Origin of the sequence: Psychroflexus longus (assembly GCF_020164595.1) — a bacterium.
Lineage (GTDB): Bacteria > Bacteroidota > Bacteroidia > Flavobacteriales > Flavobacteriaceae > Psychroflexus > Psychroflexus longus.
The window spans coordinates 69121-88941 of sequence record NZ_JAIQZE010000010.1 but is presented as its reverse complement, the minus strand read 5'-3'; the positions used below and the strand labels follow the sequence as shown (position 1 = coordinate 88941).

Below are 19821 nucleotides of genomic sequence, written 5' to 3'. Positions count from 1 at the left end.
AAGTTTTATTCAGAGCTAGAGTAAGTTTTGTTAAATATATTTGATCAAAATTTCAGCTATCAAATTTTTATTCATCCTCTTTTTTTTAATTAATGCTCATATTGTTTCAGCACAAGGCTATGAGCTTTCAGGCACTGTACTTGACGATAATAATCAACCTATTCCTGGGGCAAATATCATTATCGATGATAGCAATAGAGGAACGGTATCCAACGAAAATGGAAAGTATTCAATAAAACTTGCTAAGGGTAATTATACGATCAAAGTTACTTATCTTGGTTTTAAAACTATTGAGCAACAAATCACCTTCAATAATGATAAAACATTAAATTTCAATTTGATTCCACAGACTGAGGATTTGCAGGAAGTTGTAGTCTCAGATAATATTGAAGGCATTAATATAAGAGATCCGGAAATGAGTGTGAGTAAACTTGATGCCTCAAGTATTAAGAAAATTCCAGTGGTCTTTGGTGAGGTTGATGTTATACAGTCTTTACTCCAACTCCCTGGTGTTTCTAACGCTGGTGAAGGAGCTTCTGGATTTAATATAAGAGGTGGAGCCACCGATCAAAATTTAATTTTGATAGATGATGCTTTAATTTATAACTCCTCTCACCTTTTTGGCTTCTTCTCCATCTTCAATCCGGATGCTGTCAAAAATCTAAAACTTTATAAAGGTGGTATTCCCGCCAACTATGGAGGACGTGTATCCTCAGTTTTGGATATCAAACAAAAAACAGGAAATACACAAAAATTAAAAGGCGAGGGTGGAATTGGAGTCATCTCCAGTAAACTCACTTTGGAAGGACCTATTCAAAAAGACAAAAGTTTCTTCCTCCTGAGTGGAAGAGGGACTTATGCACATTTATTCCTGAAACTAACAGACAATTCTAATTCTGCTTATTTTTACGATTTAAACACCAAACTGAATTTCAATATTGACGAGAAGAATTCGCTGAGCTTTTCTGGTTACTACGGTTTAGATTACGTCAATATCAACGATAGCTTTACCAATATTTACGGTAATGCATTTGGGATTTTAGACTGGGAACACAAGTTCAATGAAAATATAAATTCAAACTTGAATTTTTCTTATAGCCAATACAACTACGAACTTGATTTGGCTTTGGTAGGTTTCAACTTTGATAATAGTATTTCCAATTTCGATTTAAGTTATCAGATCAATCATACTATCAGCCCAAATCTTGATCTCTCATATGGATTGAGCAGCATTCAATATACCATAAATCCTGGTGAAATCGTGCCTACGACTGCAGATTCTGGAATCAACCCAAGAAAATTGAATAACAAATATGCTTTTGATAATGCAGCTTTTTTGTCTGTAAATCAATCTTTAAGCGACAAGATTAATATTCAATATGGATTAAGAGTGAGTGCATTTTTAAGAATGGAAGATGAATCCATCGACATTTATTCCAATAACAATCCGCTTTTATATGACGAAAATCGAAGTATCTACGTCGAAGCAACTCCTACGGAAACAATAAGTGGCAACACATCTCGTGTCAACGAAAGCTTTATAAATTTGGAACCAAGAGCTGGAATTTCTTACCTCATAGACGACAATACTTCTATAAAAGCAAGTTACAACCGCATGGTTCAAAACCTTCATTTGCTATCCAACACCTCATCTCCTACTCCATTTGACGTGTGGGCTCCGAGTGGCACTTACATCAAGCCACAAAAACTAGATCAATTTGCTTTTGGTTATTTCAAGGATTTTGAAAACATACCTTTCACTTTAGAAACTGAGGTTTTTTATAAAACCATCAATAACAGAATTGACTATATAGACGGGGCCAACCTCATTGCCAATGATGCTATTGAACGGGTGATCCTCAATGGCGAAGGCCGAGCTTATGGACTTGAGTTTTATCTCAAAAAGAATACAGGAAGACTTACAGGCTGGCTATCTTACACCTTATCCAGAAGTGAGCAGCGCACACCTGGAAGAACACCTAATGAAATCGGCATCAATAATGGAGATTGGTATCTCAATGGTTATGATAAAACACATGATGTGTCTTTAACCAGCAGTTACGAGCTTAATGAAAAATGGCAGATTAATAGTAATTTTGTACTACAAACTGGGCGACCTGTGAATTTTCCCGTCGGCCAATTTGAATTTCAGGATCTTGATATTCCAGTTTTTGAAGGAAGAAATTTGAACAGACTACCTACTTTCCACAGACTAGACTTATCAGCGACTTATACTCCAGAAAAGAATAACAAAAGCTGGTCTTCCTCCTGGAATTTTGGTATTTATAATGTTTATAACCGAAGAAACGCCGCATCGTTAAATTTTGAGCAGAATACAACCACAGGGCAAAATGAAGCGGTTAGATTTTCTATCTTCGGAATAGTTCCATCTGTTAGTTATAGTTTTAAATTTTAAATGATGAGGAAATTCTTTATTTTACTTGGTCTTGTAAGCTTGCTATCCGCTTGTGAAGATGTGGTAGAAGTAGATCTGGAAGAAGCACAGCCAAGACTTATCGTGGATGCTATATTGAGTTGGAAAAAAGGTACTGATGGAGCAAATCAAACCATAAAGCTGACTCGTACGCGTGGTTTTTTTGAGCAAGAACCCAATCCGGTTTCTGGAGCGAGTATAGCGGTAAGCAACAGTTCTGGTAAAGAATTTATTTTTGAAGAAGTCACTTCAGGTGAATATTCCACTGATAATTTTGAACCAGAACTGAATGAACTTTACAGCTTAACGATAGAACTTGATGGTAGCGTCTATACCGCAGAAGAAACTCTGAAACCTGTAGTTGCCATAGATTCTATTGAACAAAATGATGAAGGCGGTTTTTCTGGTGAAGACATCGAACTAAAAGCATTCTACAAAGATCCCGAAGGAATAGAAAATTATTATTTATTCAAGTTTTTCGCTCCTTTTCTTGCCTTCCCAGACTTTAATGTTTTCGATGATGAATTCAATGATGGCAACAGAATATTTGGATTATTTTCGGAAGAAGACCTAGCGCCGGAAATGGAAATAGGTGTACAAATTCATGGGATTTCACGAGAGTACTTTAACTTCTTGGAAATACTACTTGCTCAGGCTGGCAGCGCAGGTGGTCCTTTTGAAACTCAACCTGCTACCGTGAGAGGAAACATCAAGAATGAAAATGATTCAGAAGAATTAATTTTTGGTTATTTTGGACTTTCAGAAGTAGATGAAGTCATTTATACCATTCAATAATGAGCAAATCATTCGAAAAAATAACAGAACAATCTTCCAAGTACAGAGATCTGGAAACCATGTCAACACGGGAACTTTTAACCCATATAAATACTGAGGATCAACAGGTTCCACTCGCAGTTCAGAAGGAAATTCAAGCCATTGAAAGCTTAGTTGACGTGACCGTAAAGCAAATTCAGAAGGGAGGAAAATTATTTTACATTGGTGCAGGCACCAGCGGAAGATTGGGGATTTTGGACGCCAGTGAATGTCCACCAACCTTTGGAGTTTCGGCAGAACTGGTTAACGGACTCATAGCCGGCGGTGACAAAGCCATCAGAAAAGCAGTCGAACACGCCGAAGATGATACCGAACAGGCCTGGTTAGACCTCAAAGAGCATCATATCCAAAAAGATGATGTTGTGATAGGCATTGCAGCTTCTGGAACTACGCCTTACGTGGTTGGTGGATTGAAAGCTTGCCAAAAGCAAGAAATTATTACTGGCTGTATTGTTTGTAACCCAAACTCACCAATTTCAAGAGTATCTGACTATCCCATTGAAGTAATTGTAGGACCAGAGTTTGTAACAGGAAGTTCCAGAATGAAAGCAGGAACAGCCCAAAAGTTGGTGTTGAACATGATTTCAACTTCGGTAATGGTTAAGCTGGGCAGAGTTAAAGACAACAAGATGGTAGATATGCAGCTTAGCAATGCAAAACTAAAGCAGCGTGGAAACCTTCTAATTGCTGAGGCTTTAAATATTTCAGAAAAGAAAGCTGATGAGTTATTAAAAATTCACGGAAGTGTGAGGAAAGCTATCGATCATGAAACACACCAATAAAGATACTTTAGCCAAAGGCGTGAAATATCTGGCAGGTGCTTTACCGCTCATTTTCATTGGACCTTCAATATTATATAGTGCCTTCAACAATCAAGATAAAACTTTATACTGGCCAATTTTAATAATTGGAATTTTAATTAGTTTTGGAGCTATTTTTCTAATTTTTAAAGGGATTATGACCCTTTTGAAAGCCTTGTTTGACGAATAAAGATCAGCTTACTCCTTGAAAGGCCTTTTCAATTGATTCCAGAAATCCTGAGGATAATCTTCATCGCTATCAAAACCAAGCTCAATATTTTTACCATCTTCAGGAATATGAGCAGTGCCAAATAAATAATCCCAAAGACTTAAAGTTAGCCCGAAATTCATTCCATAAGGACGCTCTTCTGGTAAAGCTTTGGAATGATGCCAAATATGCATTTTAGGATTATTCAATATATATTTAAAAGGTCCATAATCCCAACCGACATTAGCATGGTTCAGATGTCCAATCAAAACACCAAACATGTGTACGATAAAGAATTCCTGAATTCCAAAACCTATCATAGCTAGTGGAACGTATTGTACCACCTTGTAAACAATAGTTTCCATAAAGTGGAATCTGAATTGAGCCGCAAAACCCATTTCCTTTACACTATGGTGAACTTTATGAAACTTCCACAACCATGAGCGTTTATGCAATTGTATGTGAACATTCCATTGAATGAAATCTGCCACCAGAAACATGATAAGAAATTGAGACCAAATCGGGAAATTCTGAATGTGAAAAGCGACTAAATTATCAATTCCGAATAAGCCTAAGAAATCATTAAACAATTCTACAAACACGTTGGAAACAGCATTATAACCTATAAGAGAAAAGATAAAAAAGTTGAAGAAGACGTAAAATACATCCAGCCAAAATCCTTTTCTTATAATTTTCTGGTCTTTTCTCCAAGGGATAATGATTTCCATAGCGAGGACTAAAAAGGAGAGTCCAATCAACCACCAAAAATAATTTGTCAGCGAAGGGTTTTGAATTTCATTGATCAGGTAATTAAAATACCCTGAAAATGAGTTTAAAAAGATGTCAATATATTTTTCCATAGCGGAACACAAAATTAAGCTCTCAAAGCGATTACAGGTGTAACCTTTGTCACAAAAATCCCTTAAATTCCAAAGTAAAAGCGAAGCAGGCATTATTAACCATTTTAGATGCTTATCAACTTCAAAAAGCCTTATTTTTATTTCGAATAAATTTTTAACTCAAACAAAGTCTATGGATTTTAAAGATAAATGTGTACTAGTCACTGGAGCCTCCAGAGGAATTGGAAAAGCTACTGCTCTCGCTTTTGCCGCTAAAGGAGCCAAAGTCGGTATCAACTTTAGAAGTCGAATTGGTGAAGCAGAAAAAACACTTGCAGAACTACCAGGCAGTGGACATCAACTTTTTAAGAGGGATGTTTCTGTCAAGGAAGAAGCTAAAGCTCTGATTGATGATTTCATTGATGCCTACGGAAAAATAGATGTATTGGTCAATAATGCAGGAATAGCGATTTCTCATAAAGTAGATGAGATTGATTTTGAAGACTGGACTTCTGCCTGGGAGAAAACACTTCAAACCAATCTTTTTGCTCCAGCGCATTTATGCTACCTAGCGGCACATCATATGATAAAAGCTGGTAGTGGAAGTATAGTTAATGTGTCATCCAGAGGTGCTTTTCGTGGAGAACCCGATCAGCCCGCATATGGCGCTAGTAAAGCAGGGTTGAATGCTTTAAGCCAATCCCTTGCAAAAAAACTTGCCCCTCATCATATTCATGTTGGTGTTGTAGCGCCTGGGTTTACAGAAACCGATATGGCAACGGAAACACTCACTGCATCAGAAAATGAAAAAATGCTGCAAGAAACTCCTTTCCATCGTATGGCAAAACCTGAAGAAGTTGCTCATGCTATTTTATTTTTATCTTCAGAAGAATCCGCTTATTTCTCTGGAACAATTATAGATGTGAATGGAGCTAGTTATCTTAGAAGTTAGAGTTTAGAATTTAGGAAAAAACCGTCCCGTTTTGGATTTATAGAATTTATAATCCTCAAATGTATTTTCAAGTAAAGATTCTTCGTAGCGGGTTTTATAATAGAATAAAGCTAAAATCGCCAGACTTACACTTAATTTATAACCATCCCCAAGCCAGAACGAAAAACTAAACATAAAGATTAAAATTCCCGTATAAATTGGATGTCTACTGATTTTGAAAACACCATTAGTAATCAGTTTGGAATTAGCTTTAGGTGTTGGAAAAGGAGATAAGTTAACATTTAACTGTAAAAGTGCGATTCCTGAAATAGCGACACCTAGAACACCTAGGTAAAACCATATGAAATGCTCCATAAAGTTTAATGAAAACCACTCCACATTCAGAAAATATACTAGCATCAAGAAAAACTGAATAGAAACTAAAACAACATCTTTAAGTTTTGGCATTCCCTTTTTATTTTCAAAGTTAGCATTCTTTACGCGCACATATAATAGTAATATCTTATATGCTGATTTATATCATTTTAAATACGCCACTTCCCTATTACTTTTGAATAAAATGCAATGGTAATGCAGAATTTAATAAAGAAATATAATGTCCCCGGACCTAGATACACGAGTTATCCGACGGTTCCTTTTTGGGATGAAACCACTTACAGTACAAAGTCATGGATCCATAGTCTTCAACAAGACAATTCTTCCAGAGAAATAAGCTTGTATATTCATCTCCCTTTTTGCGAGAGTTTATGCACGTTTTGTGCGTGTAATAAACGTATCACTAAACGTCATGAAGTTGAATTACCCTACATAGACGCTCTTCTTAAAGAATGGAACATGTATTTGGAAATTCTTCAGGATAAACCTATTCTGAAAGAAATACACCTTGGTGGCGGAACACCGACTTTTTTCGATCCAAAACATCTGGAATATCTACTGGAAACAATTAAAAAAACCTGTGAAATTCCTGAAGATGTAAGCTATAGCTTTGAGGGTCATCCTAATAATACGACAACAGATCACTTGCAAACATTGCGGCAGTTAGGCTTTGATCGTGTGAGTTACGGCATACAGGATTATAATCCTAAAGTTCAAATTGCAATACACAGGATTCAGTCTTTTGAAACTGTCAAAAGAATTACTGAACAGTCTAGAGCATTGGGATATAATTCTGTGAGTCACGATCTTATTTACGGTTTACCATTACAAACCCTTGAAGATGTTATTTCAACCATAGAGAAGACCATAGAATTAATGCCAGATCGTATTGCATTTTATAGTTATGCCCATGTGCCATGGACCAAAGGAAATGGACAGCGTGGATATGATGAAAAGGATTTACCTTCTCCGGATTTGAAGCGTCAGCAATATGAAACGGGAAAAAAAATGCTCGAGGATCAAGGATACATAGAAATTGGAATGGATCACTTTGCATTGCCTGAAGATGATTTAACCAAAGCTTTTCAGAATCAAAATCTTCACAGAAACTTTATGGGCTACACCACTACCAAAACTGACAAAATGATCGGTTTAGGAGTTTCTGCCATAAGCGATAGTTGGTATGGATTTTCGCAAAACCATAAAAAACTTAATGAATACTATACTAGTTTGTCCAAAAATGAATTACCCGTTTCCCGGGGTCATATTTTGAATAAAACCGATCTGATTATCAGAAGAAAAATATTAAATTTAATGTGTCACTTTGTAACTGATCTGGATGGATTAGACATTAGTCATCAGCTTGAAATTAAAAGCGGTCTGGATGAATTTAAAACTGACGACTTAATAAACATCGAAGATGATATGATACAAGTAAAACCAGCAGGAAAAGCTTTTATTAGAAACATATGCATGGCCTTTGATCTTAGATTGAAAGCGAAGCAAACAGAATCAGAATTATTTTCAATGACCATTTAAATCCAAATATTATGAAAAAGATATTAGTACCCGTAGATTTCTCAACACCATCTGAAAACGCACTCAAAGTTGCAGCACAACTCGCCAAAAAGAATAATGCAGAAGTGCATGTATTGCATGTAGTCGAACTTGCAGAATCTCTGTTTGGCGCAGAACAGTTTAATGTCAACGACGAGCAAATCATTTTTTTCATGAAACTTGCTCATAAGCGTTTTGAGAAATTTTTAAAACAAGATTATTTAGAGGATGTCACTGTAAAAAGTTACGTTGAACCAGGATCTGCTGCAATGGCTATTAGAGATACAGTTAGTAAAAACGAGATTGATATGATCGTGATGGGTTCAAGTGGCACATCAGGATTGGAGGAAATTGTGATAGGTTCAAACACGGAGAAAGTTGTAAGATATTCTGAAGTACCAGTATTGGTTGTCAAAAATGAAATACAAAGTATCAATATTAAAAATACAGTATTCGCCTCTAATTTTGAAATCGAAAATATTGAAGCCTATCAAAAAGCTAAAAAGTTTGCAGATAGTTTTGATGCAAAAATGCATATGCTGTATGTGAATCTCCCTGGGAATCAGTTCAGCAGTACAACAGAAATACATGAGCAAATGCGAGTCTTTCTAAATAAGGTTCAAATGCCATTAAATAAGGAGCATATCGAAATTTTTAATGATTACACCATACAGGAAGGAGTTTTAAATGGATCGAAGAAACTTAAAGCTGACCTCATCATTATCCCAACACACGGAAGAAAAGGCTTATCTCATTTCTTCAATGGAAGTATCGGTGAAGATGTGGTTAATCATTCAGAATTGCCAGTTCTCACTCTCAAAATTTGATAAATAATTTGTATTAATAAAAAAGCACCTCAAGTTGAGGTGCTTTTTTGTTTTTAAACCAAGACATTAAGAATTTGACTTGATGACTTGAACGATCTCATCTTTCTGCAGAACACCACTTTGCCTCCATTTTTGCTCACCATTTTTGAAAACAATCATGGTTGGCACACCACGCACTTGATATTTAGCTGCTAATTGCTCGTTTTTGTCCACATCTATTTTGATGATTTTAATAGCATCACCAAATTCTTCTTTTACTTCTTTAAGGATTGGAGCTAGCATTTTGCAAGGTCCACACCAATCAGCGAAAAAGTCTATAAGTACGGGAGTTTCGCTTTTTATAATTTCATTAAATTTCTGACTCATAATTGTAAATTATTAAATTAATACTCAAACTAATTATCTATTAAGCTTTTGACCTAAAGCGTTCAAAAGCTGCTTTCTCAAGATCTTCCCTATGATCTGGATGAGCGATTGAAATTAAGGCTTCTGCTCTTTGTTTTAGATTTTTACCATAAAGATTAACGACTCCATATTCTGTGATTATATAGTGTACGTGAGCTCTAGTTGTCGTTACACCTGCACCTTCATTCAGGAATGAAGAAATTTTTGAAATGCCTTTACTGGTCACAGATGGCATGGCGATGATAGCTTTCCCTCCTTCAGACAAGGAAGCTCCTCTTATAAAATCCATCTGACCTCCCACTCCAGAAAACTGCATTTTTCCGATTGTATCTGCACAGACCTGACCCGTCAGATCAATCTCTATAGCTGAGTTAATAGCTGTCACTTTAGGATTACGCCTAATAATAGCGGTATCATTGGTATAGGCTGCTTCTTTCATGTGTACCAGTGGATTATCATCCATAAAATCATAAAGTTTTTGGGAACCCAAAGCAAAGCAAGTTACAATTTTTCCAGTTTTTACTTCCTTTTGACTTCCATTGATCACACCACTCTCAACAAGAGGTAAAATTCCATCAGAAAACATTTCTGTATGAATACCGAGATCTTTGTGACCCCCAAGATTTTGTAAGGCAGCATTTGGAATTCCTCCAATGCCCATTTGTAATGTTGCACCATCCTCGACCAAACTTGCAACATTAGCTCCTATTTTCCTTTCCAATTCTGAAACTTGAGCGGGTTCATGACTAAATATGGACTCATCTACTTCAACAGCAAAATCTAACTCACTCATATGAATAATACCATCACCATGAGTTCTTGGCACTTGAGGATTGACTTGTGCAATAACCAACTTAGCGGTTTGGATCGCTGGTATTGTGATGTCAACTGAGACACCAAGCGAACAATAGCCATGCCGATCTGGAGGTGAAACTTGTATAAAAGCAACATCTAAAGGCAAGATTGAACGTCTGAACAGTCTGTGGACTTCACTTAGGAAAATAGGAATATAATCACCGTTCCCTTCTCTCACTGAGTTTCTAACATTTCCACTAACGAAGGCACTATTAATTTTGAAGGCATCAGAATAAGGTTTTTCTGTATATGCTGCCTGACCCTCAGTGTGAAGGTGCATAATTTCAACATTTTCCAAGGTTTTATATCTCGAAACTAGAGCATCAATAAGTTTTAAGGGAGTCATCGCTGCACCTTGGATAAAAACTCTATCCCCAGAAGTTACTTTGGAAACGGCTTCTTCAGCAGTCACTTTATTAAGTAGATGAATCATATACTTGTTTCTATATTAAATTAAAGTACAAAAATAAGAGCCAAAAGTCTACTATGGCTGAGCTTAAACAAAAGCTTATATGATTTCAATCAGTTTCTGGAAAGGTTTTTTGATAAAAAAAAGACCTCAAATTTTGAAGTGAACCAATTAATTCTTTTGAATTTGACTCCAGGTCCAGACTTGTGCATCTTTATACGTTGAAAATATCTCAAAAGGAACGGGCTGTTTTTGGAGCAAAAGAATCATCTTTAACACCCATCTCATGGTTTTATTTGGAATCACATAAGCTGTCCCTAAGCAATAGTCTTCCATCAAAGTAGTATTTTCCCTTAACCATTGAGCTTGCAAAATCTGGTGGGAAATTTTAGGCACCACGGCCTTTGTAGCATCAAAAACAATTGCCAATTTCTGCTGTGCAAAATAGCAATCATCTAGTTCTTTCAGGTAGGACTTGAAGCTAGCGTTCGTTCCTCTTTCACCAGTAAATGTTACCGTTATTAAAGGAAATGCTGTCTGATCTACAACTGCGTAAGGATTCTTTTTCAAAATTTTTATCCAAATTTAAGATAAACTTTTATACTTCCAAACTTAAGTATGAATCGTTTTTGGATGGAAGTTCGGTAGTTCCCATTAAGAATTCATCAACTTCCCTGGCAGCTTCACGGCCTTCTGAAATAGCCCAGACAACAAGCGATTGTCCTCTTCTAGCATCTCCTGCAGCAAATATGAAATCTATATTTGTTGAATAATTATTAGAATCTATGGTTCCAGATTTAGTTTGAGAAACACCAAGATGCTTCAAAAGTGAGCTTTCTGGCTGGGTAAAACCGATCGCCAGTAGAGCAAGTTCACAGGGTATTAAACGCTCTGTTCCTTCGATTTCCTTCATCTGTTGTCGTCCACCCTGATTGACCCACTCTAGGTCTACAAGCTTGATGTGAGTAAGCTCACCTTTATCGTTTCCAACAAACTCCTTGGTTAAGGTGCTCCATTTACGCTCACCGCCTTCTTCGTGTGAAGAGGATGTTCTCAATGTCATTGGCCACATTGGCCATGGATCATTTATTCCGCGACTGCTTTGAGGTTTCGGCATTAATTCCAGTTGCAATACAGATGCAGCACCTTGTCTGTGAGAAGTGCCTATACAATCTGAACCTGTATCACCTCCCCCTAGAACCACGACATTTTTGCCTTCTGCAGTAATTTTATCGTCAAACTTAATTCCATCAATTTCCTTATTCTGAAGACTAAGGAAATCCATAGCATAATGGATGCCTTTTAATTCTCTGCCAGGTATAGGGAGATTTCTTGGAACCGTTGAACCGGTACAAACCACTATGGAATCAAAATCGTCTTTTAACATATCAGGATTTACGGTTTTACCGACTTCAGCATTAACTTTGAAACGTACTCCTTCATCATCCATGATTTGAATGCGACGGTCTACTACCCATTTTTCAAGTTTAAAATCTGGAATACCATACCTTAACAATCCACCAATTTTCGCTTCTCGTTCATATACAGTAACCCAGTGACCAGCTTTATTCAATTGATCTGCAGCGGCAAGCCCTGCAGGGCCGGAACCGATAACAGCGACTTTCTTGCCTGTCCGCACTTTAGGTGCATTGGCTTTTATAAATCCCATTTCGTGAGCTTTCTCAGCAATTGTTTTCTCAATGTGTTCAATCGCCACAGGATTTTTATTAATTCCTAAAACACAGCTAGCTTCACATGGTGCTGGACAAATTCTTCCGGTAAACTCAGGAAAATTATTAGTTGAGTATAAAATGGAAACTGCATTTTTCCAATCTTCGTTATGAACTGCTTCATTAAATTCTGGAATGATATTACCAAGCGGACAACCTGAATGGCAAAAGGGCACTCCACAATCCATACATCTTGCTGCCTGACTCTTGGTCTTCTCTTCTGGAAAAGGCTCATAAATTTCTTTATAATCACCAATTCTCACTTCTGGAGCTCTACTGTTTGGCAACTCCCTATCATATTTCAAAAATCCGTCGTGTTGTCCCATTATGCTACTATTTTTTGTTCTTGTTTTTCTTTCGCTTCTAAAATTCGTTTGTAATCATGTGGAATAATCTTGACGAAATGAGATTTCATCTCTTCAAAATGATCTAAAACGTGCTTAGCTTTCTTACTTCTCGTCAATTTATAGTGACTCTCAATCAAGACTTTAAGTTCCTCAAAATTATCTTCTGAAGGTATTTCTAGTCCAACCATTGCCTTGTTACAGTTATTTTCAAAAGCATTGTGATCATCGAGTACATAAGCGATTCCGCCACTCATACCTGCTGCAAAATTCTTACCTGTTTCTCCTAAAATTATAATTTTACCGCCGGTCATATATTCACAAGCATGATCTCCTACACCTTCTACTACGGCTTCTACTCCTGAATTTCTGACACCAAAACGTTCGCCAGCCATTCCATTGATATAAGCTGTTCCTGATGTTGCTCCATAAAAAGCCACATTTCCTATAATTATATTTTCTGCTGAATCAAATGAAGAGGATTTTGGAGGGTAAATAATCAATTTTCCACCGGATAATCCTTTGCCAAAATAATCATTGGATTCGCCTTCAACTTCAAAAGTGACGCCTTTAGCTAAGAAGGAGCCGAAACTCTGACCAGCAGATCCATCAAATTTGAAATGTATTGTATCTTCTTTCAATCCCTCAGCTTTAAATTTTTTACTGATTTCATTGGATAAAATTGCACCAGTGGCTCTATCAATATTTCTGATGGAATATGAGTTTTTGACTGATTTACTACTTTCGAAAGCTGGTTTTGCATCTTCCAAAAGTTTCCAGTCCAAAACTTCATCAATTTCATGATCCTGATCAATTTGTTTGAAAACACCTACTTGTTCAGCTATGTGTTCTTGATACAAAATTGGACTCAAGTCCAAATCTTTCAATTTCCAGAATGGTACGTCTTTTCTTACTTTCATTACTTCTGAATGACCAACCATGTCACTCACTGTCTTGAACCCAAGTTGTGACATGATTTCTCTCAAATCTTCCGCCAGGAATCTAAAGTAATTGACCACGTGGTCTGGATTCCCTGTGAAGAGTTTTCTCAATTCTGGATTTTGGGTTGCAACACCTACAGGACAGGTATTAGTGTGGCATTTTCTCATCATGATACAGCCTTCCACAATCAAAGCTGCCGTAGAAATTCCCCATTCTTCAGCACCGAGTAAAGTCGCGATGGCGAGGTCTCTACCAGTTCTCAATTGACCATCCGCCTGAACGGTGATTCTACTTCTTAAATTATTTTTCACCAGCGTTTGATGAGCTTCGGACAAACCAAGTTCCCAAGGCAAACCTGCATGACGTATAGAACTTAAAGGAGACGCTCCGGTTCCTCCATCGGCTCCAGAAATCAAAACCACATCAGCATTGGCTTTTGAAACTCCGGCAGCCACAGTCCCAACTCCTGCTTGTGAAACTAATTTCACATTGATTCTGGCTTTGCGATTTGCATTTTTCAAATCAAATATAAGCTGAGCTAAATCCTCTATTGAATAAATATCATGGTGTGGTGGTGGTGATATTAATCCAACACCGGGAGTAGAATTTCTTACTCTACCAATCCACTCATCAACTTTATGACCAGGCAATTGGCCACCTTCTCCTGGTTTTGCTCCCTGAGCCATTTTAATTTGGAGTTCATCAGCATTGGTGAGGTAGTAACTCGTCACCCCAAAACGACCTGAAGCTACTTGTTTTATGGCAGAACGCTCCCAATCACCGTTTGGCTTGACTTCAAATCTGGCTTCATCTTCTCCACCTTCTCCACTATTGCTTTTGGCACCAATCCTGTTCATAGCAATAGCTAAAGTTGAATGTGCTTCGTGCGAAATAGAACCAAATGACATGGCTCCAGTAGCGAAACGTTTCATTATATCTTCTGCCGGTTCTACTTCCGCAAGTGGTATGGGTGTTCTTTTCTTGAACTCCAGTAAACCCCTTAAGGTCAATGAATCTTTTAATTGGTCATTGACCGTTTTAGCAAACTTTTTATACAAGGGAAAATTATCCGTCTGTGAAGAATGCTGAAGCAAATGAATAGTTTCCGGGTTGAAAAGGTGTTTTTCACCTCTCAACTTCCACTGATAGATCCCGCCAACTTCCAAACTCTTTTTCACCTCATCATTTCCCGGAAAAGCTTTATGATGTCTGACTAGAACTTCTTGAGCAAGTCCATCAAAATCAATTCCTTCTATCCTTGATATGGTCCCTTTAAAGCATTTTTCAATCACGGTAGTATGCAAGCCCAAAGCTTCAAAAATCTGAGCGCCTTGATAAGATTGAACTGTGCTAATTCCCATTTTAGAGAGAATTTTTAGGAGCCCATACCCTATTGCCTCTTGATAATTGGCTTTGGCTTGGTCTACACTTATATCTGCATCGAGTTTTCCATCGATCTGCAGATGTTCGATAGATTGTAGAGCTAAATAAGGATTGACTGCACTGGCTCCATAGCCTATTAAAGTTGCAAAATGATGTGTTTCTCTAATGTCTCCCGCTTGTACTAAAATACCAGCTTTAGTTCTCAAATTCAGTTTGACTAGATGGTGATGAACTGCTCCAGTGGAAAGCAAAGATGGGATTGGCGCATGGTTTTTATCAATAACTTTATCAGATAAAATCAAAACCTTTTTACCAGATTTCACTGCATTTTCTGCTTCCTTACAAACCTCATCTATAGCCTTCTCTAAGCTTCCAGGTTTTCCATCCGCTTTAAAAACACAATTTATAAAACCGTAGTCAAAGCCTTTTTCTGCTAGATGCTTAAATTTTTCAATATCAGAATCCAATAAAACAGGTTGTGAAATATGAATCTGTTTGGTATGTAATTCAGATTCATCCAATATATTAAGACTTTCTCCAACTCTTGTAAATAGTGACATTACCATTCTCTCCCTAATAGGATCTATTGGTGGATTACTAACTTGCGCAAACAATTGTTTGAAATAGTTGGCCACATGTTGACTTTGTTTACTCAATATAGCCAGCGGCGTATCAGCACCCATTGATCCTATTGGCTCTGTTGCTCTTACGGCCATATCGGCAAGAATAACTTTCAATTCTTCTGAGGTATAACCATAGGCATTTTGAAGGTGAAGTAACTCTTCACTTGATAATTTATTTTCTTCAAATTCAGGAATTGGCTGAAGCCTTAATTTGATACGTTGGTTTTTAATCCATTGCGAATACTGCTTATCCTTGACGATTCTATTTTTAATTTCATCGTCGTAAATGACTTTATTCGAATCAAGATCTGCCATGATCATACGTCCAGGTTGTAAACGACCTTTTTTGATAATTTGTGAAGAATCCACAGGAAGTGCGCCGGCTTCAGAAGAAATGATAAAGCGGTTGGTCGATGTAATGCAATACCTTGAAGGCCGTAAACCATTTCTGTCTAATGTTGCCCCGACCTTCTTACCATCTGTAAAAATAAGCGCTGCCGGGCCATCCCAGGGCTCCATTACAGAAGCATGGTATTTGTAGAAGGCCTTTCGTTCTGGGTCTATGGATGTATTATCCTGCCAGGCTTCTGGCACAAGCATCATCATCGCGTGTTCCAAAGGTCGCCCATCCAGAACAAGCATTTCTACCATGGCATCTAAGTTAGCCGAATCTGAATGCTCGGGATTAGTGACGGGAAGTAAACGCTGAAGATCTTCGTCGGAGAATACTTTAGATTTAAAATTTGCCTCCTTAGATTTCATTTTTGTCACATTCCCCCTAATCGTATTGATTTCGCCATTATGAGATGTAAAATGAAAAGGCTGAGCCAGTTTCCAATTTGGAAACGTGTTAGTTGAAAACCGTGAATGAATAATCGCAAAAGCAGATTTGAAGTTTGGATTTCTTAAATCTTCAAAATATTTTCTTAGTTGATTGGTCTTGAGTTGCCCTTTATATATGATGGTATTGATAGACATACTGCAGACGTAAAATGCCTTATTGTTACCTTGTATGTTTTTACCTATATAATGAGTTGTATGATTTCTGAGAACAAAGAGTTTTCTTTCCAGTTCTTCGTTAGACATTTTAGTTTTTGGCTGAATCAAAACCTGCTCAATTAATGGTTCCACAGGTTTTGCTCCCATACCCGGAACTTTAGAATCTACTGGAACCGTTCTGTATCCTAAAATTTCAAGATCGAGTTCCTCTGCATGTTTGGCTAAAATTTCTTTGCACTGATTGGCAACGCTTCGAACTTTTGGAAAAAACAGCATTCCAATTCCTACAGGTTTTCCGGCATCAATATCAACAGCAATCTCTTTTGCAATTTCCTTTATAAAATTTTCATCAATTTGAATAAGAATTCCAGCCCCATCGCCTGTTTCCGGGTCTGCGCCTGTTCCTCCCCGATGCTCCATATTTTCCAACATGGTGAGAGCATCGACTATAAGCTGGTGTTCTCTTTTCCCATCAATATTTATGACAGACCCGATTCCACAAGCGTCATGCTCAAAACTACTATCGTACATTGATTCTCCCTTCATAAAAATATTTTCAACTGTTATTATAAGAATTAACTCTTAAATCTAGTTAATTATGAGGAAAATAATCAGTAGTAGAAGATTAATTAAGCATTATTTTTGTTAAAATTGATTATAAGCTAAACTAAAACGATTTCGTAAGTGTATGAAATTAAATATAGAATGGAGGAAGGTCAATCTCAAAGTTAATGACATTCCATAGAAGAAGTTACTTGAGTTTGGGCAGGTTTTGGGGAAACGTAAGGAATACCAAGCCCCATTCCTCGAAGGATAAAAAGAATGCCAATTATGGCAATAGCAATAGGAATTAAGCGTTTAGGATTGAATTTTAAAACTGATTTGAGCCAGTCTTTAGCATAAATCACAATGCTCATTAGCGGGATTGTACCTAGACCAAAGAAGGCCATATACAATGAACTTTCAAACAATCCTGTGATGGCTATAGATCCAAAAACTGCCATATAGACCAAGCCGCAGGGTAGTAAACCATTCAGAAAGCCTAAATAATAGAATGTATCGAGATCCTTTTTCTTTAACGAAGAGCCAAGCTCGGACTTCAGTTTACCTACCCATTTATAAAGTGGTTTGGCCAGATTAAGCTTTCCTAGAATAGATTCAGAAAAAAGAAGAGAAGACAGCATGATAACTCCAATGATAATTGAGAGTTGTTGCTGAAATCCGAATAATGCAAAACTTTCGCCGATAAGGCCAAATACCAAGCCTATGAGCGCATAGGTTGTTATTCTGCCTAAATGGTATAAGGAAACCTGGAAGGCTTTTCGCCATGGGTTTCGGCGATCTACGGGCAGCATAAGGGCTATAGGTCCACACATGCCAACGCAGTGAAAACTACCTAAAAGTCCTAAAATGAAAGCTGTCCACAACATTTAGATTTGAATTTTTTGTTGAATAAAATAATCTTCGCCTTTGTGATTAAACTTTAGGTTGACTTCCCATTTCCCAGCCTCCATCAATGATCTTGGTAAAACATATTCACTGTTTTCCAATTGAAGCTGAACTGTGAAATCCAATGCCTTATCTGATGGTCTGTAAAGAAAAACTTCTCCTTCTATTTCAGAATAATCAAAATCTGAAGGAAAAATAATCTGAAGCCCTTCTGATGTCATTGCTATATTCACCTGATTTTCCAAATCTGCCGCATTCTGTGCAGAGTCCAAATCGTCCTGAAAAGTCAATTCTTTTTGGTAATAAGACTCCACGACAAGGTCGTATTCTAGTTCTTTATTTGACAACATTTGTACCACCATAAACATGATGAATCCAATGAAAAGTACAAATGCTATTACTATAGATGTTCCCCAATTTAATTTCATAATTTTTTATCTAAAGGTTCGTGGTCCCATGAAGTTAGTCGTTGCCCGGTCAATGATTCGGTCTTTACTATAAACTTCTATTTCAATTTTATTTTTGGAATCGCTAAGCAGAGCTGGTTCTATTTCTATGAAGAAGGTTCCTTTGGCAATTCCGCCTTTATCTATGCTGAAATACTCTTTTTTAACCATTTTTAATTCACCGTCAAAAGAGTTAAGTTTAAAATGAATACTATCCATTTCCACATTGGTTTTGTTCAGTAATTTATAAGTGAAAACATTGGACACTTTACCTTCTTCTGTCATTTCATAAAGTTGTCCAGGTAATCTCAAAACCTTAGCTTCAATATCGCTTCTGATAAGTAAAAGACCTATTAAAAAACCAATGAGTATAGTCAAAACTGCTGAATAGCCTTTCAATCTCGGTGTAAATTCGAATTTGGCTTTTTTCTCAATATTCTCTTCACTAGCATAACGAATAAGTCCCTTAGGTAAATCCACGCTTTCCATGATAGAATCGCAAGCATCGATACATGCGGTGCAGTTAACACATTCCAGCTGAGTCCCATTTCGAATGTCTATCCCCGTAGGACAAACTTGAACACATTGCGAGCATTCAATACAATCTCCAACACCTTCTTCTGCCCTATTTTGATTTTTCTTAAATTTTTGACGACCAAGTTCTCTTTCTCCCCGCTTGTGATCATAAGCTACCACAATAGATTTCTTATCCAGCATCGCACCTTGAAGTCTTCCGTAAGGACAAGCTATGATACAGACTTGCTCTCTAAACCAGGCAAATACAAAGTAGAAAACGGCCGTAAAAATGAGTAATGGTATAAATGTTCCTAAGTGACTAGTTGGTCCATTGGTGATGTATTTCACTAACTCATCACTACTGATCAGGTAAGCTAGAAACACGTTGGCAATCAAAAAGGAGATGAAGGCAAAAATAGCCCATTTACTTCCTTTTTTTAATATTTTTTCTTTGTTCCACGGAGCTTTATCTAAGCGTATCTGTTTGCCTCGATCGCCTTCTATGGCATATTCTATTCGTCTAAATACCATTTCCATAAAAATGGTCTGTGGACAAATCCACCCACAAAAGATCCTTCCAAAAGCAACAGTAAACAAAGCGATAAAAACGACTCCAATAATCATGGAAATCACAAAGAGATAAAAATCCTGTGGCCAAAACGGAAATCCAAAAATGTTGAACTTACGCTCTAATACATTAAAAAGTAAAAATTGATTCCCATTGACTTTAATAAAAGGAGCGGCGAACAAGAAAAGTAACAGAAAATAACTAACGTATTTTCTATACTTATAAAAAACACCATTAGGCTTTTTTGGATATACCCAGGCACGCTTTCCCTCCTGGTCTAACGTCCCTATGCTGTTTCTAAATTCTTGCTTATTATCCACTTTGCT

Annotated in this window: 17 protein-coding genes; 7 read left to right on the top strand and 10 right to left on the bottom strand. The window is 37.1% G+C overall.

Annotated elements, in window-relative coordinates; genetic code table 11:
• Positions 1-40: 40 nt before the first annotated feature.
• The 4 genes from LB452_RS09910 to LB452_RS09895 are packed head-to-tail and all read left to right on the top strand — an operon-like array spanning position 41 to position 4258.
• On the top strand, positions 41-2416 hold the full coding sequence (locus tag LB452_RS09910) for a TonB-dependent receptor (protein WP_262903000.1): 2376 nt from the start codon (positions 41-43) through the stop codon (positions 2414-2416).
• A 3-nt stretch (positions 2417-2419) separates the two neighbouring features.
• Entirely contained in the window at positions 2420-3229 is an 810-nt protein-coding gene (locus tag LB452_RS09905; protein WP_224461584.1) for a DUF4249 domain-containing protein, read from the top strand.
• On the top strand, positions 3229-4050 hold the full coding sequence (murQ, locus tag LB452_RS09900) for an N-acetylmuramic acid 6-phosphate etherase (protein WP_224461583.1): 822 nt from the start codon (positions 3229-3231) through the stop codon (positions 4048-4050). The genes LB452_RS09905 and murQ overlap by 1 nt, the downstream gene beginning before the upstream one ends.
• A complete protein-coding gene (locus LB452_RS09895; RefSeq protein ID WP_224461582.1) occupies positions 4034-4258 on the top strand; it encodes a DUF6095 family protein in 225 nt (74 codons plus the stop codon). The genes murQ and LB452_RS09895 overlap by 17 nt, the downstream gene beginning before the upstream one ends.
• Before the next feature lie 8 nt (positions 4259-4266).
• Here LB452_RS09895 and LB452_RS09890 read toward each other — a convergent pair whose 3' ends face one another.
• Complete coding sequence (locus tag LB452_RS09890) at positions 4267-5136, bottom strand: sterol desaturase family protein (protein WP_224461581.1); 870 nt, start codon at positions 5134-5136, stop codon at positions 4267-4269.
• 172 nt (positions 5137-5308) lie between these two features.
• On the opposite strand from LB452_RS09890, the gene LB452_RS09885 reads away from it, so the two are divergent.
• Complete coding sequence (locus LB452_RS09885; RefSeq protein WP_224461580.1) at positions 5309-6067, top strand: SDR family NAD(P)-dependent oxidoreductase; 759 nt, start codon at positions 5309-5311, stop codon at positions 6065-6067.
• Between the two features lie 3 nt (positions 6068-6070).
• Here the strand turns inward: LB452_RS09885 and LB452_RS09880 are convergent, their stop codons facing one another.
• Positions 6071-6514: a methyltransferase family protein gene (locus LB452_RS09880; RefSeq protein ID WP_224461579.1), complete on the bottom strand. Its 444-nt coding sequence runs from the start codon at positions 6512-6514 to the stop codon at positions 6071-6073.
• 123 nt (positions 6515-6637) lie between these two features.
• Between LB452_RS09880 and hemN the strand changes: the two genes are divergently transcribed.
• Positions 6638-7981, top strand: coding sequence for an oxygen-independent coproporphyrinogen III oxidase (gene hemN, locus LB452_RS09875; protein ID WP_224461578.1), 1344 nt, complete (start codon positions 6638-6640; stop codon positions 7979-7981).
• Positions 7982-7992: 11 nt separating this feature from the next.
• Positions 7993-8826: a universal stress protein gene (locus tag LB452_RS09870; protein ID WP_224461577.1), complete on the top strand. Its 834-nt coding sequence runs from the start codon at positions 7993-7995 to the stop codon at positions 8824-8826.
• A gap of 66 nt (positions 8827-8892) precedes the next feature.
• On the opposite strand, the gene trxA is transcribed toward LB452_RS09870, so the two are convergent.
• The 8 genes from trxA to ccoG form a co-directional block, all read right to left on the bottom strand.
• Positions 8893-9192: a thioredoxin gene (gene trxA / locus LB452_RS09865; RefSeq protein WP_224461576.1), complete on the bottom strand. Its 300-nt coding sequence runs from the start codon at positions 9190-9192 to the stop codon at positions 8893-8895.
• Positions 9193-9232: 40 nt separating this feature from the next.
• Complete coding sequence (locus LB452_RS09860; RefSeq protein ID WP_224461575.1) at positions 9233-10519, bottom strand: acetyl-CoA hydrolase/transferase family protein; 1287 nt, start codon at positions 10517-10519, stop codon at positions 9233-9235.
• Positions 10520-10666: 147 nt separating this feature from the next.
• Positions 10667-11065, bottom strand: a complete 399-nt coding sequence (locus LB452_RS09855; protein ID WP_224461574.1) for an STAS/SEC14 domain-containing protein — start codon at positions 11063-11065, stop codon at positions 10667-10669.
• Between the two features lie 28 nt (positions 11066-11093).
• Complete coding sequence (locus LB452_RS09850; RefSeq protein WP_224461573.1) at positions 11094-12551, bottom strand: glutamate synthase subunit beta; 1458 nt, start codon at positions 12549-12551, stop codon at positions 11094-11096.
• The gene (gltB, locus tag LB452_RS09845) at positions 12551-17062 is read right to left on the bottom strand and encodes a glutamate synthase large subunit (RefSeq protein WP_224461572.1); all 4512 of its coding nucleotides are present in this window, start codon (positions 17060-17062) and stop codon (positions 12551-12553) included. The genes LB452_RS09850 and gltB overlap by 1 nt, the downstream gene beginning before the upstream one ends.
• Before the next feature lie 182 nt (positions 17063-17244).
• Entirely contained in the window at positions 17245-17946 is a 702-nt protein-coding gene (locus LB452_RS09840; RefSeq protein WP_224461571.1) for a sulfite exporter TauE/SafE family protein, read from the bottom strand.
• Entirely contained in the window at positions 17947-18393 is a 447-nt protein-coding gene (locus LB452_RS09835; protein WP_224461570.1) for a FixH family protein, read from the bottom strand.
• A 6-nt stretch (positions 18394-18399) separates the two neighbouring features.
• On the bottom strand, positions 18400-19815 hold the full coding sequence (gene ccoG / locus LB452_RS09830; protein WP_224461569.1) for a cytochrome c oxidase accessory protein CcoG: 1416 nt from the start codon (positions 19813-19815) through the stop codon (positions 18400-18402).
• Between the last annotated feature and the right edge of the window lie 6 nt (positions 19816-19821).